Genomic DNA, 25,973 nt, shown 5'->3' on the forward strand with positions numbered 1-25,973 from the left:
TTGCCATGCTAAAACATAGACCCACTATTCGTGACCACTCCGCAGAAGCAAATTTATTTGCTAGGCGAGCATTTGTGGGTTTTGTTTTTGTATTAGCTATGGTGGCTATTTTGCTGTCAAACCTATATAAAATTCAAGTAGAGAACCATCAAGATTACCAAACCCGCTCTAATGACAACCGTATTAAAGTTATTCCTATTGCACCCAACCGTGGTTTAATTTACGACCGTAATGGTGTACTCCTTGCTGAAAACAAACCAGTTTACAATCTTGAAGTCATTCCCGAAGATGTAAACGATTTAACCGAATCGCTCGATCAAGTCAGTAAAATAATTACTATTAGTGAGCAAGAGAAAGAAGATTTTTTAAAAGATATTAAACACACTCGGCGTTTCAAATCGCAAATTCTTAAAGCACGCTTAAACGAAACTGAAGTCGCTAAGTTTTCTGTAAATCAACATAAATTCCCAGGCTTTAGTATTGAAGCACGCCTAGCCCGCTACTACCCCTTTGGCGATACCCTAACCCATGCACTCGGTTATGTGGCAAAGCTTAATAAAAAAGAACTTAAAAAACTAGATCAAGAAGGTCAAGCAACCAATTATCGAGCCACATACGATATTGGAAAATTAGGCATAGAAAAATATTATGAACAATTATTACACGGTGAAGTAGGCTCCCAGCGCGTAGAAGTAAATAATCGCGGCCGCGTTATTCGCACACTCAGTATGATCCAACCTAAGCCTGGTAGTGATATTGTACTTACGCTTGATATTGGGCTACAGCAAATAGCACAACATGCGCTTAAGGATATGCGCGGCGCTATCGTCGTTATGGATGCAAAAGATGGTGGCGTACTCGCACTTTATTCAAATCCAAGCTACGATCCAAATTTATTCGTACATGGTATAAGTAGCAAAAACTACAAAGCATTGCTTAACCAAGATCGCCCGCTAATTAACCGAGCAACACAAGGTCGTTACGCGCCAGCTTCGACTGTTAAACCTCACATGGCAATTTTAGCCCTTGAAGAAAATATTGTAAGTGAAAGCACTTCTATTTGGGATCCTGGCTTTTTGAAATACCAAATGTGGAACATAAATGGCGCGATTGGAAACGCTGGGGTCATGGCCATGTTGATGTATATAAAGCGATTGAAGAGTCGTGCGATACTTATTTTTATGATGCAGCTTATCGTTTAGGTATTACTAAAATAAGCGATTTTATGGCGCGATTTGGCTTTGGTGATTTATCCGGTATTGATATTCATGAAGAAACCACTGCAATTTTACCTTCAAAAGAATGGAAAGAAGGCCGCTTTAAAGAATCATGGTGGCGAGGTGATACTATTTCTGTAGGTATTGGACAAGGCTATTGGACCGCAACCCCGATTCAAATTGCTAACGCAACGAATATTCTTGTTAATAAAGGGATTAATCATCCACCGCATTTAGCTCAAGTTGCAAAAAAAGAAGATCAAGTAACGCAAATTAACGGTGATGAAAAACCGCCGGTAATACTTAAAAACCCTGATAACTGGCGTATTGCAATTGATGCAATGCATAACACGGTAAAAAAAGTAACAGGTACCGCACACAAAGCTTTTAAAGGTGTAAGCTACGATCCGGCGGGTAAAACAGGTACTGCGCAAGTAGTTAGCATTGCCCAAGGCGAACGTTACGACGCTAAATCATTAAAAGAGCGTCAGCGTGATAACGCCATTTATGTTGGTTTTGCACCTTATAACAACCCACAAATTGTGCTCTCTATCGTTGTAGAAAACACTGGGGGCGGAAGCTCGGTAGGTGCGCCAATTGCTCGTCAATTAATGGACTACTATTTTGCAGCTAATCCTGTTGAACTTGCAGGGAATATAAAATAATGACCATTTTACACGATAAACGATCCATATGGATGCGAATGCATCTAGACCTACCATTACTCATCGCTTTGCTTATCATGATGATTGGCAGTATTACCGTTGTATATAGTGCAAGCGGGCAAGATACAGCAATGATGATCCGCCATATGACTCGCATGGGCGGAGCCGTTATAGGCATGATTATTCTAGCCCAATTTTCTCCAGCAACACTTAAACGTTTAGTTATCCCACTTTACTGTGTTGGCTTACTCATGCTGGTGGGTGTACTTTTATTTGGGGTCAGCTCAAAAGGCGCTCAACGCTGGTTAAACTTGGGGATCACTCGCTTTCAACCATCAGAACTAATGAAGCTAGCCGTCCCAATGATGGTGGCTTGGTACATAGGCAGAAACCACTTACCACCCCGCCCACTGCATTTAATTATTGGCTTTATGATTGTAATGCTTCCGACATTATTAATTAAAGAACAGCCCGATTTAGGTACTTCTATACTTATTGCGAGCTCGGGTATATTTGTGTTGTTTTTATCCGGTTTAAGCTGGCGTTTAATCGGCTTTTTAAGTTCTGTTGTTGCGCTTGCTGCATGGCCATTTTGGCACTATGGTATGCACGACTACCAAAAACAACGTGTACTTACTTTTTTAGACCCCGAAAGCGATCCGCTTGGTTCCGGTTACCATATTATTCAGTCAAAAATAGCAATAGGCTCTGGTGGTGTTGAAGGCAAAGGCTGGCTGCTTGGTACACAATCGCAATTAGAATTTTTACCAGAGCGTCACACCGACTTTATATTTTCGGTTTTAAGCGAAGAATTTGGCTTATTCGGCGTATGTGTTTTACTTAGCCTGTACTTATTTATTATTGGCCGAGGCTTGTACATTGCCGTTAATGCGCAAGATGCATTTGGTAAATTACTGGCAGGTGCACTCACTCTGACATTTTTTGTTTATGTATTTGTAAACATAGGTATGGTATCAGGGTTATTGCCTGTTGTAGGAGTTCCTTTGCCTCTAATCAGTTATGGAGGAACATCGATGGTGACGCTCATGGCTGGCTTTGGCATTATTATGTCAATAGCGACAGATAAAAGGATGCTTTTAAAATAATGAAATTCACTTTGCGTGTTCTAATAACTGTTTTTTTTATACTCACCTTAAGTGCATGTAGTAGTTCAAGTAACCGCTACCATATGCGCCATGATTCAGCACCACTTAGAGCCCCAACTGCACTTGAAATGCAAGACGCAATAATCACTGATGTTACTAAAAGCGCCAGTGCAAGTCGTCCATATACAGTGCTTGGTAAAAGTTATTCGCCAATGCTTGATGAGTCAGGCTACTCTGAGGAAGGCATTGCCTCTTGGTATGGTCGTAAATTTCATGGTTATCACACTTCTAATGGTGAAACCTACGATATGTTTGCCATGACTGCTGCGCACAAAACACTGCCGTTACCTAGCTTTGTTAAAGTAACCAATACAGCGAACGGTAAATCGGTAATCGTGCGCGTGAACGACCGAGGCCCATTTCATGACGATAGAATAATTGATCTTTCGTACGCTGCCGCTTACAAACTAGGCTATTACACCCATGGTACAGCAAGGGTTAAGCTAGAAGCCGTTACGCTTGCGGGCGCAACTGCCCGTCAAACCTATATTCAGGTAGCTGCAGGTAGTACACTTGCTAATATTGAAGCGCTTGCCAGCACATTGCGAGAGCAATACAAATTACCAACAAATATCGTGCAAAAAGACGATATTTACAGACTGCATTTAGGGCCAATAAAAGATACCCCTCATGCAGACGAAGTATTAAAAAAATTAAAACAAAATCAATTTCAAAACGCGTTCTTGCTTTACACTCAGTAAGACTAATACCCAAACTACCCCAGGATGCAGAATTCAGCGTTGCACTGGGGCTTAATATCTAGGCGTTACTTTGTAGAAATGGTAATCCCTTTTAAAAAGTAACAACACAGAGAGTAAGCTCCAGTGAAACGCCCTAAGAGCTGACGAATCCCCAAAACGTGACAGGCACAGCAATTTATGATCTTATGTAAATCACCACAACCCACATAAGTCACAACTGCTATGCCTGACACATCAGTTTGCCATAAGTACTTTAAACATGCATTAGCGCCATTCAATAATGCCAGAGTAAAAACATTACTAAGCTGCAGTAATGCATTAATTTCGGGCAATAAACTTACCTTAACTGAAATCGGCAGAAATTTGTCTGGCGCTGTGGATGTAAAACATAAAATAAAACGCGTTGATCGCTTCTTAAAAAATACTCACCTCTACAATGAAAGGGTCGCTATCTATAAAGCATTAGCTCATCCTATTATCGACTCTTTACCAATGCTTGCAATTGCCGTTGACTGGAGCGGTGCCTGTGGTCACGACTATCACTTACTGCGAGCAAGCTTACTTGTGGATGGGCGCTCTATCGTGATTTATAACATGATTGTTGAGCAGAAGAATTTTGATAGCCCAGCAACCAACAGCCTGTTTTTAGATGAACTTTATGAAGTGCTTGGACGACATCCTAGTGTCTATATTGTAACAGACGGCGGCTTTCTTACGCCTTGGTATAGTAAAGTACGCGAACTTGGTTGGCATATGATAGGTCGATTAAGAGGCTCAATGAAGTGTAAACTAGCCATGCAATCACAATGGCATACATTAAAACAACTTAGGGCTGGTGCCAGCGATATACCAAAGGCGTTAGGTCAAGCAAGACTAACTCAGTCCAGCCCGACAGCATGCGATGCATTTTTACACGTATATCATGGAAAAAATAAAGGAAGAAAAGGAAAAAGCAGATTTACGAAAGATACAAAAATGTATCAAAACTTAGCGAAAGAGCCATGGTTACTCGCGACATCAGACAATACAATGACGAGTAAGCGAGTAGTTGGTTTATATAGTAAAAGAATGCAAATAGAGCAAAATTTCCGCGATGACAAAAGTTTGAGATATGGTTTTTCGTGGCGTTTTAGTAAAAGCACCGGCATAAATAGAATAGGAATATTATGCTTGATAGCCACAATAGCGAGCACTGCGTTATGGTTTATAGGGTGTGAAGCAGAAAAAAGAAAGTGGCATATAAAATTTCAAGCAAATAGTGTTAAGAATCGCCGAGTTCTTTCATTTTTAACCTTAGCCAAGCAAGTCATAAAGCTATGTAAGAGACGTATTACACAAAGCTATATAGAAAAAAGTTTAAAAAACTTTATTTCTAATTATCAAAAAGAGGCCGCTGGATAAAGTGGGGATCCCTCAGCCCTAAGGGTTGGTTTAAAAACGATTTATACTGCGTTATTGATTTGAACAATAGAGTAACTATTATTTGCAATCAATGCCTTGCCTAAATCGTTTTTAACTCCAACTGAAACTCGCATCTCGGGGGGTTTGGGTATAGAATGGCGTAACGCGAATCTTTAACTTTAACCATTAATGAGTATGATGAAATCTATTAAACATAAAATCCTCAAAGGTGTATGCGGCTTAGTTTGTACAGCCGCCGTATTTTCAGCCAGCGCCCAAATTATCCCGGCACCACCTCAAGTTAATGCAAAAGGTTATTTCTTAGTAGACTTTACAACAGGTAAAGTAATTGCCCAAGGTGAAGCTGATACGCAGCTAGCCCCAGCAAGCTTAACTAAAATGATGACTAGTTATGTAATTGGTACTGAAATTAAAGCCGGCAATATTGCACCAACAGATATGGTAACTGTGAGTGAAAAAGCATGGGCTAAAAACTTCCCTGAATCGTCTAAGATGTTTATTGAAGTAGGTAAGCAAATTAGTGTTGATCAGCTTAATCACGGCATTATTATTCAATCTGGTAATGATGCCTGTGTTGCAATGGCTGAACATATTGCTGGAAGTGAAAGCGCATTTGCTGATTTAATGAATGCACATGCTACTAAATTAGGTATGAGTAACAGCCATTTTATCAATAGCCACGGCCTTGATACGAATGAGCATTATACAACTCCACGCGATATGGCAACCTTAGGCGCAGCACTTATTCGTGACGTACCGGATGAATACGCACTTTATAAACAAAAGTCGTTTACTTATAACGGTATTAAGCAATATAACCGTAACTCGCTATTATGGGATGAAAGCTTAGACGTAGACGGTATAAAAACAGGCCACACCTCGGAAGCTGGCTACAGTTTAGTCACTTCAGCAACTAAAAATGGTATGCGTTTAATTGCCGTTGTAATGGGCACTTCAAGTGAACGTGCTCGTAAAGTGGAAAATAAAAAACTACTTAACTACGGTTTTCGTTTCTATGAAACAATTACCCCGTACAAGGCCGGCGATAGCTTTGCTGAGCAACGTATTTGGATGGGTAATAAAGAAAACGTATCGTTAGGTATTTTAGAAGATACACCAATCACTATTCCACGTGGTCAGCATAAAAACCTTAAAGCCAATTTTGAGCTAGACAATACACTTGAAGCGCCTCTAGCGAAAGGTACTAAAGTAGGGACTTTATTCTTGCAATTAGAAGGGGAAGATATCGCTCAATACCCACTAGTAACGCTTGAAGAAGTGGAAGAAGGCAGCTTCTTTAGTAAAATTTATGACTACCTACGTTTACAAATAATGTAAGTGTAAAAATAAACTCACAGCGATTGTGAAGTTAAACGAAACGCCTCCATTATGAGGCGTTTTTTTTGCTTGAAAAATGCTAGAATGCGCCCCATATAAAGCAATCATAATGAGTTTTTATTTTGGGTTTCCCAAAATAATATCAATCTGTTTAAATATGAGGTTTATTTAACGATAAAAAATCGCACTATAACAAGGCAAAAGTTTTTATATCTAATTGTTCTAAATGAAAACTTTAACGTCGTTATGGAATGATTTAGTTTGTTAAATTGTCCAAATACTTATGTCGATTGATTATTACATTAACTCAGATTGTCATCACCCTGTCAGTTTAGCGCCTAGCATTATGCTCAGAGCCAATACTTTATTTGTTTGAGGAGTCACCGTCGTGGTTCAACCTGTTAAAGATACAAAATTTGATGAGTACTTAGAGTACCCTTGCCCATTTACATTCAGAATTATGGGTTTAGCTAACGTAAACCTAACTGATCAAATTTTAGCTAAGTTACAACCTATTGCACCTGGCGACTATGCACCTAAAGTAAAACCAAGCAGCAAAGGCAATTACGAATCAGTAAGCCTTGTAGCAACGGTTACAAGTGGCAAACACATTGAAGAAATTTATAACGTGATCAGTAATATTGATGACGTACGCCACATGCTTTAAGCCATAGTTGAGATTTGTTGTGAACGAAAACACCTTAATCGTACGCCAACTGGGTCGCCAGCGTTATATGCCTATTTGGCAAAAAATGCAGGACTTTACCGACACCCGAGATGAAAATACACCAGATGAAATTTGGCTTGTAGAGCACGAGAGTGTATTCACTCAAGGTCAAGCCGGTAAAGACGAGCACTTACTTGCCCCAGGCGACATTGAGGTTATTAAAGTGGATCGTGGCGGACAAGTAACGTACCACGGCCCCGGCCAGCAAATGATGTATGTATTATTTAATCTTCGACGTTTAAAAATTGGCGTACGTGAACTGGTTACGTGGCTTGAAGAGTGCATTATTGAATCACTCGCCGAGTACGATATTAAAGCGTACGCTAAAGCTGACGCACCGGGTGTTTACGTCAACGACAGTAAAATAGCATCACTTGGACTTAGAGTTCGTCGTGGCTGCTCGTTTCATGGTTTAGCATTAAATGTTAACATGGACCTAAGTCCATTTTTACGTATTAATCCGTGTGGTTATGCGGGCATGAATATGGTGCAAACTAAAGAATTAGATGGTCCTCAAAACCTAGAAAGTGCGGGTGAAGGATTGGTAAAACACATGATCAATAAGCTTAATGCAACACAGGTTAAGCATACTGAAGGGTTTGAAAACGAATGAATAAACCAGTCAAAATGGAACCAGGTGTAAAACTACGCGACGCAGCAAAAATGGCGTTGATCCCAGTTAAAGTTTTACCTACAGAAAAAACCGAAATGTTGCGTAAGCCAGAATGGTTAAAAATTCGCTTACCTAAATCAACCGAGCGTATTGACGGTATAAAACAAGCGCTACGTAAGCATGGCTTGCACTCAGTATGTGAAGAGGCTTCATGCCCTAACCTCTCTGAATGTTTTAACCACGGTACAGCCACCTTTATGATCTTAGGTGCAATATGTACTCGTCGTTGCCCATTTTGTGATGTTGCCCACGGTCGTCCATTAAAACCTGATGCCGCTGAGCCTGAAAAACTAGCACTGACAATTAAAGATATGAAGCTAAACTACGTCGTGATCACGTCAGTTGACCGTGATGATTTACGTGATGGTGGTGCACAACATTTTGCCGATTGTATTCGCGAAATCCGCAAGCACAACCCAACAATTACTATCGAAATTTTAGTGCCTGACTTTCGTGGCCGTATGGATCGCGCACTCGAGATTTTAATCGAAACACCACCAGATGTGTTTAACCACAATCTTGAGACTGCGCCACGTTTATACAAACTGGCTCGCCCAGGTGCCGATTATAAATGGTCGTTAGAATTACTTCGTCGTTTTAAAGAAGCTCACCCAGAAGTTAAAACTAAATCAGGCTTAATGGTTGGCTTAGGTGAAGAAATTAGCGAGATTGAAGAAGTACTTCGTGATTTACGTGCGCACAACGTTGACATGCTAACAGTGGGTCAATACCTACAACCTTCTAAGCATCACTTACCAGTTAAACGCTACGTGCCACCAGTAGAGTTTGACGGCTTAAAAGCGTATGCAGACGAAATTGGCTTTACTCACGCGGCTTCTGGTCCGTTTGTACGTTCAAGCTACCATGCTGATCAACAAGCAGCGGGTAAAGAAGTGAAATAATCACTTTTCTCAAAAAATTAAAAAAGCCGTTAATGATGCAGAATCATTAACGGCTTTTTTCATGCTAATTGATAAAATAGCTTACTGCGCTATCTTACCTTTTGTAATAGAAAAATCAGCAAACCTAACACGTTCTTCATCAGCGCGAAGGCTGTCGGTTTCAACAGTTGAGCGGTATATTCCCCACTTAGGACGAGCAAAATCAGCATCACTAAAGCCGCGCCACATATCTATGTTTTGCTCGCTTATATTAAATATCTCTGCGTTGTCGCTTAAGCGCGTTAACGTCATATCAAACTTGCCATTTTCACTAAATGTAGCTTGTACAAATACTTCGACCCATTCATCTGTAATGAGTGACCAGTCGGTTTCAATGAGGTTTTTATCAAGCCCTGTGCTGTTACCGTTTTCATCAAAGCCTGCACTATATCGCACTTGCAGCTGATTTCCTGTACTGTTTTTTGAGCCCCAGAGAGCGTAATAATAGGCTGGTCGTCGTTGCCATTAGTATTATCGTTGCTGTCATTTCGGGCTTTTATTTGAAAAAAATGGCTAAACTTACTCGTAAGCTCAAGCTCGCTGCTTACTTTAAATTTCCAGCTATATTGAAATGTCTCACCCCAAACGCCAGTGTTTCTTGTGGTGATTTATCGTAGGTTTTTATTTCGTTACGTTGTCTATCACTTGCGCCTTTGTCTTTATCTTGGTCATCATCTCGGTGAGCTAAAAAGACAAAATGGTTACCAATTATCGTATCGGTATCTTCAATAATATGGACAACACTTTCATGATTGCCAGCGTATAAGTCTGGAGATTCAATTGACCCTTCGCCGAAGGCATTTTCAATAAGTGTGTATGCGTCAAGCCCCGAATTAACGCCATCTGATCGCAATAAAACGTGTGATATTTTTTCAAAGCCATCAGCTTGAGCTATTGGTGCACCTACAATTGTTATGATAATTTGTGCGCTAGTACCATCTACAGAGTTTACTGTTATTGTATCTTGTAGTGTTTCACCTTCACTTAAAGATGTTATTGATGCGTTTAAATCGTCAAGTGTGTATGACCAATCTCCACCAGCATTTAAGCTAAAAAAACCATAGCTTGTAGCGCTATTTTCTTGTGCTGCAAAAGCAGCTTCACCTGATTGTTGATCCGCAATAGTTAACGAGCCTGTTATTGCATCATTACTATCGCTAATAACTTCACCTAGAGTGTTACCAGCAATTGTTGCAGGCGTTTGTGAAGAAATCGCTTCATTATTTTGCACCGTAGGATCAGAGCCTGAGCTGCCACAACCAGTAACTAAACAAGATAGAAGTATAGCTGTAACTGTATTGCACGGTTTAAGGGTATATTTAGACATGATTAGTTCTGTGGTTAATAGCAAGTTAATTAAATGTGAATTTACCAATTTATTGTACAAATAACCACAATTCAATTACCAATTAACATTACCAATTTACTGATATTTCAAATTTAATTATAAAATCTATTATTTTCATAGTGATACAAAAAATTATTTCTATCGAGTGTTTATTTATATTTGTTTTAAAATAAAATTAGGTTAAACCTGAGTTACTTGAGATAATTAGTACTGACATAATTATTTAGGTTCATTATGAAACTATTAGTTCGTAACTTGTCTCGTGCTACCACTGAGCATGAGCTTCGTACTTTATTTGCAGAGCACGGTAAAGTGACTACCTGTAACTTGGTACTTGATAAAGAAACTGGCCAATCTAAAGGTTTTGCTTTTGTAGAAATGCCAAACGACATTGAAAGTAAAAGCGCAATTACTACACTTAACCAATCTACTGTTGATAAAAGTAAGATCCGCGTGAAATTAGCAGATGCTTAAGTAATAGTTTATTACTTAAAGTTAAAAGAACCAGCTTGCGCTGGTTTTTTACTAATGACTGATAGTTAATCTGCAATTGAATGAAAAGTTCTCTATAAAAATTCGACATCGCTGCGGTGCTTCCTTTATATTGAAAGCCTAATTAAATAACTATATGAAGATTATGGCATCTACTCTTTTAAAAAGCGCTAGCCTAAGCCTGCTAGTTGCACTCTTTGGCTGCTCAGAGCCTGCAAGCGAACACACCCCATTAGAAAATACAGCAGGTGTAAGCCTAAGTAATATTAAATACAATATAAAAACACTTGCCTCTGATAACTTTGAAGGCCGTGGCCCTCTCACGCATGGTGAAGTGAAAACCGTTGGCTATTTAAGCGAGCAATACAAAGCGCTGGGGTTAACCGGCGCTTATAAAGGCAAATACTTACAGCCTGTAAAAATGGCAATGGTGACAGCTAATCAGGATATGCAGTTAAAAGTAGGTGATTTGAGCTTTGAATCAGGTAAAGACTTTACCGCACGTACCGAGCAACTTCAGCCATTAATTGATGTACGCAATTCTGACATTGTATTTGTTGGCTATGGTATTAATGCACCAGAATATAACTGGAATGATTATAAAAATATTGATGTAACGGGTAAAACAGTGGTTGTGCTCGTTAACGATCCAGGTTTTGCTACTCAAAACGACGCCCTTTTTACTGGTAATGCAATGACCTACTACGGTCGTTGGACTTATAAATATGAAGAAGCCGCTCGCCAAGGTGCAAAGGCTGTATTTATTGTTCATGAAACCGCACCTGCGGCATATCCTTGGGGCGTAGTTGAAAGTTCAAACACCAGCACTAAATACACGTTAATGGATAACAACTTAAACGCATCAAAATTACCGGTTATGGGCTGGCTAACACTTGATGCGACTGAGCAAATGTTTAACGCCGCAAAGCTTAACTATCAAGATTTAAAACAAGCAGCATTAAATGACGACTTTAAAGCGACGCCACTTAACTTAAAAGCAAACCTTGCCTTTAAAAACGAAGTGTCACATGCCAAATCACATAATGTAGTTGCACAAATTACAGGAAGCGAATCGCCTGACGAATACGTTGTTATTAGCGCTCACTGGGACCACTTTGGTACTAAACAAACTGACACCGGCCCTAAGATTTATAACGGCGCGGTAGATAACGCTTCAGGAACTGCAGCCACGCTTGAAATAGCACGTATAATGAGTAAAAAGAACAAGCAAAAGCCATTTAAACGCTCAATTATTTTTGCTAACTTTACAGCAGAAGAAACGGGGTTAATTGGCTCTGAAGAATTTGCATCGGGTGCGGTTGTACCTACAAAACAAATGGTCGGTCTATTAAATATTGATGGCATGAACGTGCTTGATGGCACTGACTACATTTTACAATACGGTAAAGATTTATCGACAATGGAAAACTATTTAGCAAAAGCTGCAAAATCACAAGGCCGTTTTGTTAAAATGGATCCTCGCCCGCAAAATGGCTTGTTTTTAGATCTGATCATTTCTCGCTTTCTAAGCAAGGCGTGCCTAGTTTATTATTTATGAGTCTGGGTGATACCGATCCTGAGTACATTGCGCATAAATACCATAAAGAAGCAGACGACTACTCAGCTGATTGGTCGTTAGGTGGTGTTAAGCAAGATATAGATCTTATTGTTGATATAGCCACACAGCTTGCAAATAATGGCGATTGGCCAAAGTGGACGAGCGAGTCTGACTTTAAAGCCAAGCGCGCGCAAGATAAGCAATAAATAGCTATTAAATAGAGTTATGTAATATAAAAATCCTCCTACTTGGAGGATTTTTGTTTTAAACGAGCGCGCATTAATAGCGTTTCGGCCTTTGCCCCTAAATAAACATAAATAGCCAGTGCAATTAAAAGCCCTACCACTGCCAGCATCATCGCTATGGCAGGCATTAAATATTCCGATTGCCCCAACGCCGCTTTAAACATAGTTAACAGCGCCTCAATTGATATAGCAATCAACACAGTAGAGATAAACCGTGTAATAGTGCGCCGCGTAGACGAGTGCCTAAAAATATCCTTATGCATAAGGATTTCTTCTTCGAGTATTGTTTTACCTAAATCAAACACTGCTAATGCCAAAGTGATGTAAATAATGATACTAAAGGGCTCAAGTGGGTCTGATGAGGTATCTACATGAGTTAATAGCGCGTATATATCACTAAAGACGATATTTAGTAAAAATAATACTAAGCAAAATAAGCACACCACAATAATACCGTAACCCGCTTTGAAGTAAGGCGACATATTAGCGCGCGCAGTATCACCCATTACAAACTCAATAAGCTGCGTTAAGCTCACATCAACGACCAAGTAATGCTGATTATTAATTGGTTTTTTTAGCTCTTTAATCGCCGATATACATAAATGGTTAGTCGCTATAGAAATGTAGGGATCAGTAAAGCACACTTTATCACTTGCTTTAGCGTTCAAAAAATAGGGTCGCTCGCTTAAATCTTGTTGATTACCACTTTCACCTAGTTTTTTGCTATATGCCCGTTTAAAGCAGACATTATTACCCTGCTGCAAACCTTCTGCATTTAAACAATATTGTAATTCTAAAAATGGGTACTGCTTAATCAGGTAGCGGGTATCACGCTCTTTGGTTAATCCGTCCTCAATACTCATTAAAATAGATTCAAGTAAACTGTGTATTACATGCTCATATTCGTGGTAGCGCTCAACACTACTGATATAACTCATTCGCGCCATTTTAAATACTCATTAACCTAAGTTATCAATTGATTTGCAAGTTTAAAACCAACAATAAAATAACTTAATAATCAGTAACTTGATTATATTCAACTCAAGTTTTGCACCACTTTGGTGACTAAAAAGTAATATATTAAATTAAATGCACAAAAAAGCAGCTAAGTATTAATTACTTAGCTGCTTTATGAGTATGACTGGTAAGGCTTTGCGGCTAACTTAAATATAGAGCCTGCTACTGAACCTTCGAAAACTCTTCTTTAGATAACTCGCCATTTCCATCTGCATCTAATTGATCAAAAAGCTGTACTAGTTGCGAGTTTACTTGGGCTTCTGTTTTACTAATTACGCCGTCGCCATCTGTATCAAAAGAATCAAAATCTACCGCAGCAAACGCCGCTGAAGAAGAAGCTAGGGCTACAAGTGGTAGGGCGTGTTGATCTTTGGTGGGTGAATTTGCAGCAGTATGTTTGGTTTTTAGGCAAGGCAGAGCCTATGTAGTGTGGTTATTCCCCATAAATAGGCGATAACGCAGCATAAATACCAAACATGCGCTGCCCTTTGGGTTCTTTCTAGGGACGATTAACTCTTTGTTGCTCGGTTTTTACTTAGCCCACTAGGTTACAAACCTCGCGCCGCGATTTAATCTCCCCTAGATTGAACAAATTTCAATCCACAAAGATCAATACGCCCTAAAGTTTTGTGTAATGTTTTCATAATCGTTTCCTTAGGCTTTGGGCCTGATTAGGGGTGACCTGATTAGGGGTAAGAAGTCCTTTTCCAAGATCCTTTAGGAGTGAAGTGTCTATAAATTAATATTCAAAAAAATCATTTCCTGTCGGGCCACCGCTACTTTGAACATTCAGCTCGTCAAATTGCTCTATCACTTGCGCCGATTCTTCAGAGCGACTAATTGAAGCGTTGTCGTCTGCATCGCGTGTTTCAAAGTCTGTGTTTGCAAATACTACTGACGAAGAAACAATAGCCATAAGTACAAATGTTGATTGTAGCTTTTTCATAATTTAATCCTTCAAAAGTATGCGGTGTCCTAAATAAACTTGCTCTATAGTGCTCTCTAGTCACTTCCTGGTTATTCTTTTTAGTAGGCTCCCTTGCCTACTTAGGTTGTCTTTGGCAACTCAGAATTTAGATAACATTACAGAGCATTAACTGTTTAAGGCTTTAATTTTAGGCCTTAGAAAACTCATCTTCAGATAGCTCACCATCTTGGTTTGTATCGAGTTCATTAAACTTGCTTAAAAGCTCAGCATCTACTGAAGCTTCGGCTTGGCTGATTGCGCCATTACCATCTACGTCTAGCGTATCAAAATCTGTTGCTGCAAAAGCCGCTGATGAAGAAGCTAGCGCCATTAGTACTAATGTTGATTGAAATGTTTTCATAATAGTATTCCTTCATTGGGTTATTGCGATTAAGGCCTTTGGCTTTCATCACGTTTTGCTTAATACACTCTTGGTATTACAACTTCGGTGCCACTTTTTATTTATTATTTAAAAACAATGAGTTAAATGATATAAAGCGAGGAAAGCTTAATTTGGGGAGGTGTTATTGTTGCTATTTAGCAACAGCCATTTAACTAAAAAGAATAAACCATTATAAATCAATTGGTTAAGCTTAATTAAAAAGACACACTTTGGCTAAAAAGCCAATAAAGGGGGCGTTTAGGTTAGCCTTCAAAATAAACTGAATATGAACATGGAAATGACATAGGATTTATTTTCGGCTACTAAATAATTAATTTATTTTTAATCAGTAAGTTACATTATTTTTTGAGATTTATTATAAAAATTTTGGAAGGATATTTTGAAATTAACTGTTTTGTTGCCAAATGGCGAATTTATCTAGGAAAGTTGCAATGTGAAAGCTAAGTTGTAGCATTCAACTCATAATTTAATGCGTTGTAAAATATAGGTTCGCTTGAGTTAAGCAAACCTACATCGTGTGCCAGCTATCTGCAAAAGTGCCGATATTGGAGGGAGGTAAATTATATAGATTTAAACCTGAGGGATCCCCACGAATATTTATTCATGTAATCCCTCAATATTGACTGTTAAATTTGAGAGTTCGGACAATACATAAATGTACTCTTCTAATGGTATGAAATACCTATCGTCATCAATGATTTCACGCGCAATCGTTATTATTGATAATACCATTCGCGCTTTTTGTGTATTCGCTTGCAATGAATAGTGGAGCTTTTTCATGACTGCGGCACACCTATACACCATAATAAATATAAAATAAGCGCCGCTATAAGCAGTAAATTATCAAATCGGTTAACACTTCGGGAGTTAGCGCACTCCAAGCCTATCCCTAATTTATTATTTTTTGTATCTCTAAAATTTTCTTCTATTTGCATACGTTGGCTATAAAGGTTCACTGCTGTTTTGCACTCTTCATAAACTTTCAAGCAAGTTAAACACCAGTAACCACGGCTCTTTCGCATCTTTTTGATGAACTTTATCTGTTGTTCTTTGTGACGTCCCGCCTCGTTTTTTCTTCGCTTGTCGGCCTTTTGGCGTTCGCTTATAAATTGCTGCATTGCACGGGAACTTTGCCGTTTTACCATAGTAAATTGAGCCAAGGTTATCAGCCTTACCAATACGCGCATCGGCAAACCATTGATAACTGATTTTCCATTCTTGCTTATCTTGGGAGAGAGATACTCACCCTCTTACTCTCCCTATCCAATACCAATTTTTTCTTCAACTATTTTAAACCATGGGGCATGATAGATAGCATCTGACACAATGATTGGCATGCATCCTTCAGGTAATATTTGTTCGAGCGTGTCTAAAAATGCTTGATGTGCTTTATTGGTATTCAGTTCGCTCTCAGGATGAATTTTTTCATAGAGCGTTAAGCTTCTCCCATTCATTGGAATACTGGCGCGCAATACTTGAAACATCCCTTGTCCATTAATAGGTAACCAATCGACTAATATGATGGGGGACTTTTTATTTCCAATTAACTGCGCTGACATATAGCCATAGAAGAAAAGGCGCTCGCTGTGTAAGAGCGTGTTACCGATTAAGCGGTCAGCGCGTTTAATATCATTTTTATTTGTTGTTTTTGATAGGCTTTTCAAGCCTCTACCTAAATATGTTACAGACACACGTTGATCATACATGCCAGAGTCAATGAAGGTAAATAACGTGTTTAATCGAGTAGAGTGAATTTCAGGGTAGGCAGCAGCGATATCATTCTGTATTATATTTGTGATCTTCATGGCTATTGTTTTAAGTTGTTTTTAGCGAAGTAATTTGATCACAATTAGTCATGAAGGTCGATCCCCTTTACTCATCTTTTTTTAATTCATTTCGTGGGAATTCGTCAGGTTTGGATATAGATTGAATAAATTTCAATCCTAAAAGGCTAATATCCAACAAGAAATGGCTGTAGTTTTTGCAGGGCAATGGGTAGCCAACGAGTATAATGCTCGGGGTTAGTCGCTAATTGTGATTGAATATCATCTAGGTTTTCCCAGCGCCAATCGGATACTTCTTCAAGATTAACTTTTGGACTACCGTCGTAATAGCCCACTAAAACATGATCAAACTCATGTTCGAATAGCCCGTTTTCCATTTTACAAATATAAGTGAAGTGAATTAATTCTGTAAGCTGGGTAGTAAAACCCATCTCTTCCATTAATCGCCGCTGACCTGCGTCAACAACAGACTCACCTTTACGTGGGTGACTACAACATGTATTAGTCCATAACCCTGCTGAGTGATATTTATTAGCGCTTCTTTGATGGATCATTAACTGGTTATTTGCGTTAAAAATAAAGATAGAAAATGCGCGATGTAGCACCCTTTTTGATGCGCTTCTAATTTAGGCATAAGTCCTGTCTCGTTTCCTTGCTCATCCACTAAAACAACGTTTTCAAATTCTGACATATAAGGTTTCCACGCTCGTTGCTCTGGTTAATTAACTAAACGCGACGTTAAAGCTTAATGCGATGCGGTCATGTTCGGATTCGTTTTGGCTAACATGGTGCGGTACTTGGCTGTTAAATAAGATAAGCCTACGCTCAATTGCTGGATAACTAACAGTGTTAAAGTTTTCACGTTTGGTTCTCTGCGACAACCACATATTGTCTTCTAGGTTCTCAAAATAAATATCGCCACTGTTATCTGGTGCTTTTATGTAATATACCCCACTAATGTATGATCCCGGATGCGAGTGCATACGTTCATAATTCCCTTTAGATGAAATGCTTACCCACGAATTAGTGATAATAGGGTTTGCCGTTTCACGGGTTTCTATTTGAGCCAAATAGGCACCTATATTTTCACTTAAACGCGCTTGTAATAAGTCAAAAGGCGCTTGTTGCAAAATATTGTTAATTGTTTGGTAAGTTGTATAAAGGTTATCGCGCGTGGAGTGCGGTAATTCTTTTTTAGCGCGATGACTGCCCGAGCGAGCAGATTATTCTGCTCGTCAGACAATACCTGATCCTCATAGTAAAATGTTTTAGGAAAAAAGAACTCAAAAGGCATAAATATCTCTAATTTACTCTGAATAATTACCAGATACGCGGCTTTTCACTTTGCCACCTGAAACAGCCCCAGAAAGTGCTGCACTAAACACAGTCTGCCCTAACCCGCTATCCCAATCATTGCCTGATGCTAGATTCATTGCGGTATTTTTGGTAATGCCTATTGCTTCACTTTTAGCAATAGCTTTTGTCGCGTCGGTAAGATAGCCTTTTATACCCGGAGCAGCACGTGTATCGGCAACGGTTTCTCCAAGCCAAACAACGCCTTTTTTTGCCCCATTAAGCACTTTACCTGCATTGGATAGCTCACTGGTAGATGCTTTTACGCCTTTAGAAGCCGACGCCGCAATGCTACCCGCAGCTTCACCAGCAAAAACGGACAAGCCCCCAGTGATAAAGCCAGCGGCCGCACCAATACCCATATCAACACCGTACTCTTTCCAGTTAAAATCGGTCGCGTTAAACACTGAATAAGTTATCGCAGAGACACCCGCACCGTAAAAAGCCCCTGCAGCTGCGGCTAATGCTGCTGACGCTGGGGTGGACAGGCCTCCGGTGATAACTTCTAACACTCCAGCGACAACATCGATGACTACTCCGACCAGTATTTCAACAGCACCTATAATTGCGCCTGCGATTGCACTAAACAGGCTAGAGATTGAAAAACGACCTGTTGGATCGATGTAAAGTACAGGATTATTGGACGCATAAATGTATGGACTAAAGTACTGTTTGTCAGGATCGGTTGCAATAAAGCGCCCTAATTCCGCATGATAGAAACGAGCTCCAAAGTTGTACATGCCAATTTCGCGATCAAATTCCTGGCCAGTGAACAAATAAGGCAGAAATCCTGGTTCAGGCTCTATGGCTTTGCTAAGTGCACCAAATGTTAGGTAATCGTATTGCGCTATTATCTGGGCATTTTCATCAAATACTGTACGTACCGAGCCTAAATGGTCTTTACCTACACTGTAATTTTTATTGCCTTTTCTGAACGCAATTAGTCCAGTTGGGCCGTAAAAGTAGATCATAGATGAAGTCGCCACATCGTGCTGCTGGCTCGAAATTTTAGTGAACTCGGTTAACGGCTTACCATTTAAGTCCCTGACATATAATTTTTGTTGGTACTCGCCACTTGCACCTTGAACCGTTTTTAATACTCGTTGATTACCTCTCCCATACGCAAAGTGCAACGTATTGCTTTCAGGGCCTCCCGTGTCGGTAATTTGTGTTGTCATTTTGGAACCGGGATCGTAGTCCAATCCAAGTTCATGTGGTTGCAAAGACAAATGAGTATTAAATTTCGCTGTCGTCGCATTGCCATTGAGGTCATACGCATAATCTGCTAACACGGTATTATTGCTGGTGCTGTTTGTAATGGATTGTACTTGCTGCGTGCCAGAAATATATTTATAAACGTAGTCACTACTGCCAAAGGTGACGTTTTTAATATTGCCGTTGTTGTCATAGCCACGGCTGCCATTTATTTTTAAAGTGTGCTCTGGGCTTAATTCGCTATTCGCGTCGGTAATACCGCCAACATCATCAACTGCGTATTTAAATTGGCTTGTGGGCTTGTCGTTAATAGCCGTGGTTGATGAGGCAATGGTGCCGTCAAAATATTCAGCCCCCTCATATCCGCCCTCAGAATAAGAAAGTGTTTGTTCAAACAAAGGTTTGTTTGCACCAGCCAAAGTTTGGTTTATTTCTTTTAACCATTCTGGTGAGTTGTAGTTCAACTCGCGAATTATCTGCAACCCCGCCTCAGTTATCACTTGCTCTCGATACACTTGTCCGTTTGCCAGATAACTAAAACCAGCTATTTGACTGTCAAAACTCGGGGAGTCAGATATCGCGCTAACGAGGTTTTGCCTATTTGTATTGAAGTAAATAGCGTATCCGTCTGCAGTGCCGTCTGGGTAGATAGTTTTCGCTGTATTACCTAAATTATCAAACGTGTACTGCACGCTTTGTTGTTGATTGCCATCAAAATCGGCGACCGACAGCGTACGCAAAGTTGTATTTCCGAACACATCAAATGAGAAAGTTTCATTAACGTCCGTTTGCCCTGCGATACCATTATTGGACTCAGTTTTATAAGCTCGCCCTATCGCATTGACAGATGCGTCGTCGTAACATAGTTTTTGTCGCCAAGTGTTAGGCGTTGCAGGCCAATTAGGGCTTACATCGCTATGCGCTTGCAACGCAGTGTGATCCCAACTACCGACGACATAACCTTTTTCAATATCCCGCCCCACACGGTTATATTTTACGTAATTGTAGTTACCACTTTGTTGCCCCTGTTGGTCTTGTACGAAGCGAATTCGACCACTTTTATCGTAAACATAGTTCGTTGTTTGCTGATGCTGAGTGCTCGATATCATATTACCATTAAAATCAAACGCTTGAGTTATCACCCAATCTTCAGGAACGGAGCCTGTAGGTGGAGAAAAATAGTTTGGCGACTGAATTTTAATTGCGTTTCCGGCATCATCAAATAAGGTGGTACTTTTGTTTTGCCCTTCCCCATTAATCGACACTTTACTTAAAAGCTGATCGCGCTGATTTTTAATTTCATAGTAAACATTTTGGTTTGGATCGGTAGAGACAAGTTTGTAAAACTTATTGTCTACGTTAGTATATTGGTAAACACTCGGATGTGCGTCTACCTGAAATTTAGCCCCAGGGTTACCAATTTTATTTACTCGTGCCAGTGGCGATGTTTCATATACTTCACGGGTATAGCTGTAACCCCCGTCTGCTGGATTGGCAGTATCAACAAGCCCAGTCATTTTCCCTGTATGCCAATTAAGGCTTGCCAAATTAGAACCGTATTTAAATAGTGGGTTTTCACTATTTTTTACAAAAACACTTTTAGATGTAACCGCCGCGCGGCCTAGGTTATCGGTCACTTTTTGATGTGCCACAACTTGTTTATCGTCCAAGCTTTGCTCTTGAATTAACACACCTCTAGAATCTTTATATTTAACTTGAGCTTGCGGACTAATCAGGTGAGCAATTTCAGAAATAATAACTTTGTTATTGAAGAACAATTGTGGTGCACTATTTAGCACATGTGCTAACTGACAACTAAATATTAACTGACCATTTGCCCAAAACAACAGGGTTTTGTCATCAATAATCAGATCCCAATTTGTTTGTGGACGATAAACCTCAATCGAGTCACCATTTTGGTTTAACTGATATAAGTACCGCGTATTCTCACTGTTCAAAGTCCAACTAATTTGGTCAACGGGGCCAGTGACCACGCTTGCGTCTTGGCTTAACGGGTAATCTGATTTAGCAAACTCATTGAGCAGATTGTTACTGATTTCACCTTGATTAAGCTCATTTACATAAGGCATGCTCGGTACACTAAATATTGACTGGTCGCTTGCAAGTTCTGTTGAGTCTGATTGAATGAGTTGCCAATTAAAAAGACTCGGGTTCCACTGAATTTTAGTGTTGTCATCAAGCTGAATGCCAAGCGTACCATCTAGTGCTTCTCCAGTTTCAAACCTCACAGCTAACGCATAACGATTATTATTGGGAGCGTTTAATAAGGTCAGTGTACCCGGTTGATTATGTGCTTTTTGACTTAATCTGCCTGCTTCGACTTGCCAAACGTCGGGACTTGGTTGCCAACTATTCTGCCACTGTGCACCGCGTTTAAAATTACAAAGGGTTCCACCCTCGGCAGCTTGAATGGCCAAATCATGATTTGGCGACTGAGTAGAGTATTGCCCTTGATTGCCTTGAGATGAATAGTAACGACTTTTAACCGCGGTCATTACATCACCAGCATTGGTGCTTAGCGATCCTTGCTCAAGCTCATTGTAGGTAGATTGCTGCGTTTCGCCATTTGCGGCTAACTCTGCGATTACAGTCCAGTTTTTACTGTTATATACACTTGCGGTATAAGTACTATCAAGTGGCGAAAAGCGAAGATTATCAATATAAACTGGTGCTTGGGTATTTTTATTTTTACAGGTAATGGAAATTGACGTATTTGCATTGGTGACATCAAATGTTTGATGAATATAGAACCATTCACCTGTCGTTTCAGGAAAATCCAGCTGAAGGTTGTCACCACTAGAAAGCTCGATACACCAAACCGCGTCACCTTGGTTATTTTTGAAGTCGGCTGGCTTTTTGACCCATGCAGAAAAAATAAACTTAAGATCCGTTAGTTGCGGGGTAAATGTTGCCGTTATTCCGGAGTTATCTTGCGTATTAGGTGCTAATTGGAGGCTATTTACCCCAGTATGGGCATCAATCACGGTATTACCTGCGCTAGGAATAATAGTGCTATTGCTGCCTAGCTGCCATATACCACTTTTTTCATATGATTCAAATCCATAGTAGCTCGCTTCTTGCTGTGAAATAGCGGCTCCTGGGAATTTAGCAATGTTATAGCGCTCATTTTCATCATAAATAAAAGACGTTGGTATACCGTCTACATTAAGCTGTTCGTGAATAGCGCCACCTATCTGACCGCGCTTTGTCACTTCTGACAGCAGCAACCAATTTTCATTTTCTTTCCCTGATGAATAATCGAAAATAGGCGCGCTCGCACCAGGGGCAGTCCAAACATATTTTTGGTGTGCGGCAAGTTTGATTTCATTTGGATTGTCAGACCAATTTTTATAGGTTGTTATCGTACTTTTGGTGAAGTTCCTGGTACTTGCTTCGCTGTTGACGACACTGGTAGTTTCTTCAATAACGGTATTAAGGATGTGGGCGGATAGAAATAACGATTGGTACATAGGCTCTTGCCACGCATACTTTGTATGAGTACGCATTAATTTACGTGTGCCATCATTAGCGTAATATTCTTGTTCGTGGTTAACCGGCAGGCCTGTTGTGTCATCATAGGTGACATAATTGTTGGTTCTTACGCCATCTAACACACTATTTGTTTGTCTTAATCGCACATACGCACCGTACAGCCGCTTTCCATCGCTATTGTTGATGATTTCCCAGTAATTAAGCTTACTTCTAACCAGTCGATTAGCCGAGTCAAACTCTTTTTTGGCTAACAACATTCCATTGAGAATATTAGCGTAGTTATAAGCCCATGTTGCTTGTGGATATAACCCCGCGTGACCAGAAAGACCATTGGAGAAATAACGTTCAGTTCGCCCTTCAGGTGTTTCTGGTGGTGTGTTATTGGTCGATTTAACGCCTGCTACCTCAATGACTATTGGGAATTGTGCGAGCCCAATTTCACTATTGTAGCTGATTTGAGACTCATTTGAATTAGCGTAAAAATAAGACTGGTAGAAAGATGCCTCATTATCGTGTGCGTCTTCAATTTCAATATAGGCTACGGGGTGTATAACTATATTATCGCTTAAACTTTTGTCATCGACATTGAGCAAGAAAAGTTGGTCAGCTGCGTCAAACTCAGCACTGGTATAACTCACGATAAAACGAGGCCCCACGAGGTTGCTTCCAACCAAGGAGACACCATTGTGCTCTGGCACCGTAATTTTTTGTGAGCCACCAGGCATTTCAACAGGGTTACTTATCTGACCATTATTGGTCGTGATTAAGTAACTATTGGCGTCGGCATTAAGGTTGTTTTGATAAGCAATAAAATTAGGTGCGCGATTTTGAATGGTCGATTCTGCAGTGGTCATAATTTCGTTAGCTTGGGATTGCCATTGACCATTTACATCGCGCATGTAAACCCTTGCTCCCATAGTGAGAACATTAGCTTGCACCGTTGGCAAGGTTCCAGCTTGTGTTATATCTTTCTTTTCCCAAGCCGAGTTATCAGGGATGTTAGGGTTGAATGTCAGTAGTTGATTGGTGTTAATTGTACCGTCTGATGAAGACATAACAAATGTGTCTTGTGCTGCCGCCACAGAAAATTCGGTTGTATTGTTTGGATTCAGAAATTGCTTCGACAACCAAGTACTATTGGCCCCTGTGCCGACTTTACGAAGGTTAACAATATTATTGTTAACAAAAGTACCATCAGTGATGGTTTGAAAAATATCGTACAGTGCTTTTCCATTTTCAACTGGAGTAACTAAATCTTGGCTCACAGAACCAGCAGGGTTCAGAATTTGAAAGTGCTCATCCCAATCGTATAACGTGACGGTATAAGAAATTGTTGCATCGTCGACTTTTGATATATAGGTTAACGCAACGCCTGTTGGAGTAGCGATGAGTGAAAACAGGTACTTCCCTGCATTCTCAACCACTTCGATACCACTGGTTTTCCATTGTTGTTTTGGTTGCCAATTCCCTTCTAAATCTCGAAATACAATTTCAAAACTAAGCGACTGAGTTGAATGAGTGTAATTACAATTAACATAGTAATTTTGCAGCGCAGCAACATAGCCCGTATCCCCACCTGTAATTGGCAGTGTATTAGGTGTTTGCCACTGGCCTGTTTGCCAATGAAATGAGCGTACTTGATACGTCTGTTGAGTATAACCTTTGTTGTGGGCAACAAAGAACTCACTACCAGACGTGATCAGAGAAGGGCCAGCATCACCCTGCACATAAAATAAGTATGGTTGATCATTAGAAAGATTCCACTCACCAAATTTTTTATCGTCACGCATAAACACATAGATTTGATCGCATGAACGGGCCTGATTTCTTACGCTTAGTAAAATGTAACTAGAGTGAGCCTCGACCTGGACGCTTTGTGGATCGGCTGTAATAGCAGCCATATCAGAAGATGTTAGTTCGGCTTCGACCCAACGCCCTTGCCATGACTGTACAAATACCTTAAACCCAGCACTGTTTTTATTACAAAAAGTGAAGACCACGTAATCATCACCGTGCCAAACTCCGGGAGTACTGCCTGGCAGTGGGTTATCTATGGCAATGCGTTTTGGTGAATTAATTTGAAGTTCTTTATATGTAATCCGTGCAACGCCGCCTGTGGGGTAGGTTACCGATTTAAGTGTCCCAGGTGATATTGCTTGGCCGTCGTTATAGTCAAAGTGCAGGCCAGGTAATGATGTGCCGTCAGGCGTAAATTGAAAAACAGATTTAAGCACACGCTTCCAACGCAGTTCATAGTCAATGTCGCTTGGTGATGCGTTATTGATGAAGTCATACGTATACTTCATAGTGTAAAGGTGTTCGCTATCGGCATTGATTACATCAAGGCTATCTAGATAACGTGTTTCGTATTTATTCTGAAACGCGTTTGGTTCGGGCGATTGCGCGTTTTCGGCTTGATATTCAGCAATCCCTTGCGCACTTTGATTCAATGCACCATATTTTTCTTGGTAATTAAATTCAACTTTGCGGCCAAAGCTATCGGTCACCGTTTTTAGGTAAGAGGCCTGTGTAAATTCAAGACCCGTTTGTCCTACTCGATGCATTACGTTTTCATAATCATATTGCACCTTATGTCCCCAAGCAGATTCGATTGAAATGAGGTTCCATGCGCTGCAATATTGTTTTTGTTCAGATGCATTAACACTGCTACCAATCCAGTTCCCCCAACGCACTCCATATTGACATGCGTTTTGGTTTCCACCGTAGCGATATTGAGTGCCATCTTCTTTTATAATGAGCCAACTTTCATCTATTGGGTCGTAACTAATTTTCCAAAACTGATAATTTCTCGTTTCAAACAACCAAATACCGCCTTGTTCGCCCACTTTTACAAGCGGGTTAGCACTGCCCCCTGAGACCAAATAAAATAAATCAGAACCCGAGTTTTGACTGTTTGCTTTGTATACCGAGATAAACTCAAACGACATATCCCAACCAAGCCCTAGAACGCCTGTCGGCGCTTCGATATTCCACGTATCTAGGTTATTTTTAATGTTACTCCCGTACATAGCCGAGACCTTGATATCTAAGCCCTTATAACCGGTTAAGGTCAGAAAATCGATAGGAAGTTGAATGTTGCCACGAAAGTAATTAACCCCTGATTTGATGTTACCAATCGCCTTATCATCAAGCTCGAATGAACGAATTTCAGGGGTTTGCGATTGTTGTTGTGCTGCTGGATTATTTGCGACAGATTGTGTATTCATT

The 25,973-nt window shown here is 40.1% G+C and carries 16 protein-coding genes and 5 pseudogenes; 10 read left to right on the forward strand and 11 right to left on the reverse strand.

The window, feature by feature from the left end; genetic code table 11:
* Positions 1-5 precede the first annotated feature (5 nt).
* The 8 genes and pseudogenes from mrdA (at position 6) to lipA (ending at position 8,811) form a co-directional block, all read left to right on the forward strand.
* Positions 6-1,882 (forward strand): annotated as a pseudogene (mrdA, locus tag P4S71_RS21120) (penicillin-binding protein 2).
* Complete coding sequence (gene rodA, locus P4S71_RS21125) at positions 1,882-2,988, forward strand: rod shape-determining protein RodA (RefSeq protein ID WP_033015254.1); 1,107 nt, start codon at positions 1,882-1,884, stop codon at positions 2,986-2,988. The pseudogene mrdA and the gene rodA overlap by 1 nt, the downstream one beginning before the upstream one ends.
* On the forward strand, positions 2,988-3,749 hold the full coding sequence (locus P4S71_RS21130; RefSeq protein ID WP_306725159.1) for a septal ring lytic transglycosylase RlpA family protein: 762 nt from the start codon (positions 2,988-2,990) through the stop codon (positions 3,747-3,749). The genes rodA and P4S71_RS21130 overlap by 1 nt, the downstream gene beginning before the upstream one ends.
* Before the next feature lie 222 nt (positions 3,750-3,971).
* Positions 3,972-5,150, forward strand: a complete 1,179-nt coding sequence (locus P4S71_RS21135; protein WP_050484169.1) for an IS4 family transposase — start codon at positions 3,972-3,974, stop codon at positions 5,148-5,150.
* A 198-nt stretch (positions 5,151-5,348) separates the two neighbouring features.
* Positions 5,349-6,509 (forward strand): serine hydrolase, encoded by a 1,161-nt coding sequence (locus P4S71_RS21140; protein WP_007378250.1) that lies wholly within the window; start codon positions 5,349-5,351, stop codon positions 6,507-6,509.
* A 388-nt stretch (positions 6,510-6,897) separates the two neighbouring features.
* Entirely contained in the window at positions 6,898-7,176 is a 279-nt protein-coding gene (gene ybeD / locus P4S71_RS21145; protein WP_002958517.1) for a DUF493 family protein YbeD, read from the forward strand.
* A gap of 19 nt (positions 7,177-7,195) precedes the next feature.
* Complete coding sequence (gene lipB / locus P4S71_RS21150; protein ID WP_077538442.1) at positions 7,196-7,849, forward strand: lipoyl(octanoyl) transferase LipB; 654 nt, start codon at positions 7,196-7,198, stop codon at positions 7,847-7,849.
* Complete coding sequence (gene lipA / locus P4S71_RS21155) at positions 7,846-8,811, forward strand: lipoyl synthase (protein WP_077538444.1); 966 nt, start codon at positions 7,846-7,848, stop codon at positions 8,809-8,811. Before lipB ends, lipA begins: the two co-directional genes overlap by 4 nt.
* Before the next feature lie 81 nt (positions 8,812-8,892).
* Here the strand turns inward: lipA and P4S71_RS21160 are convergent.
* Positions 8,893-10,177: pseudogene (locus P4S71_RS21160) on the reverse strand (VCBS domain-containing protein).
* Positions 10,178-10,432: 255 nt separating this feature from the next.
* Between P4S71_RS21160 and P4S71_RS21165 the strand changes: the two are divergent.
* Both P4S71_RS21165 and P4S71_RS21170 read left to right on the forward strand, forming a co-directional pair.
* Positions 10,433-10,672 carry an RNA recognition motif domain-containing protein gene (locus P4S71_RS21165; protein ID WP_096792739.1) on the forward strand — a complete coding sequence of 80 codons (240 nt, stop codon included), beginning with the start codon at positions 10,433-10,435 and terminating at the stop codon, positions 10,670-10,672.
* Between the two features lie 163 nt (positions 10,673-10,835).
* Positions 10,836-12,454, forward strand: a pseudogene (locus P4S71_RS21170) (M28 family metallopeptidase).
* A 38-nt stretch (positions 12,455-12,492) separates the two neighbouring features.
* Here the strand turns inward: P4S71_RS21170 and P4S71_RS21175 are convergent.
* From P4S71_RS21175 to P4S71_RS21220, 10 genes and pseudogenes are all read right to left on the reverse strand, one after another.
* Complete coding sequence (locus P4S71_RS21175; protein ID WP_033015247.1) at positions 12,493-13,440, reverse strand: PDC sensor domain-containing protein; 948 nt, start codon at positions 13,438-13,440, stop codon at positions 12,493-12,495.
* Between the two features lie 232 nt (positions 13,441-13,672).
* A pseudogene (locus P4S71_RS21180) lies at positions 13,673-13,867 on the reverse strand (EF-hand domain-containing protein); the annotation flags it as partial.
* A gap of 382 nt (positions 13,868-14,249) precedes the next feature.
* Positions 14,250-14,456: a calmodulin gene (locus P4S71_RS21185; RefSeq protein WP_337151458.1), complete on the reverse strand. Its 207-nt coding sequence runs from the start codon at positions 14,454-14,456 to the stop codon at positions 14,250-14,252.
* Between the two features lie 169 nt (positions 14,457-14,625).
* Entirely contained in the window at positions 14,626-14,838 is a 213-nt protein-coding gene (locus P4S71_RS21190) for an EF-hand domain-containing protein (RefSeq protein ID WP_002958507.1), read from the reverse strand.
* A gap of 818 nt (positions 14,839-15,656) precedes the next feature.
* Complete coding sequence (locus tag P4S71_RS21195) at positions 15,657-16,040, reverse strand: transposase (protein ID WP_337151459.1); 384 nt, start codon at positions 16,038-16,040, stop codon at positions 15,657-15,659.
* Between the two features lie 99 nt (positions 16,041-16,139).
* Positions 16,140-16,685 (reverse strand): hypothetical protein, encoded by a 546-nt coding sequence (locus tag P4S71_RS21200; RefSeq protein ID WP_337151460.1) that lies wholly within the window; start codon positions 16,683-16,685, stop codon positions 16,140-16,142.
* Between the two features lie 146 nt (positions 16,686-16,831).
* A complete protein-coding gene (locus tag P4S71_RS21205) occupies positions 16,832-17,218 on the reverse strand; it encodes an isopentenyl-diphosphate Delta-isomerase (RefSeq protein ID WP_337151461.1) in 387 nt (128 codons plus the stop codon).
* The gene (locus tag P4S71_RS21210; protein WP_337151462.1) at positions 17,218-17,355 is read right to left on the reverse strand and encodes a hypothetical protein; all 138 of its coding nucleotides are present in this window, start codon (positions 17,353-17,355) and stop codon (positions 17,218-17,220) included. Before P4S71_RS21210 ends, P4S71_RS21205 begins: the two co-directional genes overlap by 1 nt.
* Before the next feature lie 31 nt (positions 17,356-17,386).
* Positions 17,387-17,821: pseudogene (locus P4S71_RS21215) on the reverse strand (TIGR02466 family protein); the annotation flags it as partial.
* A gap of 150 nt (positions 17,822-17,971) precedes the next feature.
* Complete coding sequence (locus tag P4S71_RS21220) at positions 17,972-25,972, reverse strand: RHS repeat domain-containing protein (protein WP_337151463.1); 8,001 nt, start codon at positions 25,970-25,972, stop codon at positions 17,972-17,974.
* Position 25,973: the final 1 nt, after the last annotated feature.

This window comes from Pseudoalteromonas sp. B62 (genome assembly GCF_037162565.1).
Lineage (GTDB): Bacteria > Pseudomonadota > Gammaproteobacteria > Enterobacterales > Alteromonadaceae > Pseudoalteromonas > Pseudoalteromonas fuliginea.

What these genes read in the sequence shown, in the direction of transcription:
- P4S71_RS21200 (WP_337151460.1), bottom strand. Translation starts at nt 16,685, where the DNA reads ATGAAGATCACAAATATAATACAGAATGATATCGCTGCTGCCTACCCT.
- P4S71_RS21130 (WP_306725159.1), top strand. Translation starts at nt 2,988, where the DNA reads ATGAAATTCACTTTGCGTGTTCTAATAACTGTTTTTTTTATACTCACC.
- lipA (WP_077538444.1), top strand. Translation starts at nt 7,846, where the DNA reads ATGAATAAACCAGTCAAAATGGAACCAGGTGTAAAACTACGCGACGCA.
- P4S71_RS21140 (WP_007378250.1), top strand. Translation starts at nt 5,349, where the DNA reads ATGAAATCTATTAAACATAAAATCCTCAAAGGTGTATGCGGCTTAGTT.
- rodA (WP_033015254.1), top strand. Translation starts at nt 1,882, where the DNA reads ATGACCATTTTACACGATAAACGATCCATATGGATGCGAATGCATCTA.
- P4S71_RS21210 (WP_337151462.1), bottom strand. Translation starts at nt 17,355, where the DNA reads ATGTCAGAATTTGAAAACGTTGTTTTAGTGGATGAGCAAGGAAACGAG.
- P4S71_RS21175 (WP_033015247.1), bottom strand. Translation starts at nt 13,440, where the DNA reads ATGGCGCGAATGAGTTATATCAGTAGTGTTGAGCGCTACCACGAATAT.
- P4S71_RS21185 (WP_337151458.1), bottom strand. Translation starts at nt 14,456, where the DNA reads ATGAAAAAGCTACAATCAACATTTGTACTTATGGCTATTGTTTCTTCG.
- P4S71_RS21190 (WP_002958507.1), bottom strand. Translation starts at nt 14,838, where the DNA reads ATGAAAACATTTCAATCAACATTAGTACTAATGGCGCTAGCTTCTTCA.
- P4S71_RS21205 (WP_337151461.1), bottom strand. Translation starts at nt 17,218, where the DNA reads ATGATCCATCAAAGAAGCGCTAATAAATATCACTCAGCAGGGTTATGG.
- P4S71_RS21220 (WP_337151463.1), bottom strand. Translation starts at nt 25,972, where the DNA reads ATGAATACACAATCTGTCGCAAATAATCCAGCAGCACAACAACAATCG.
- P4S71_RS21165 (WP_096792739.1), top strand. Translation starts at nt 10,433, where the DNA reads ATGAAACTATTAGTTCGTAACTTGTCTCGTGCTACCACTGAGCATGAG.
- P4S71_RS21135 (WP_050484169.1), top strand. Translation starts at nt 3,972, where the DNA reads ATGCCTGACACATCAGTTTGCCATAAGTACTTTAAACATGCATTAGCG.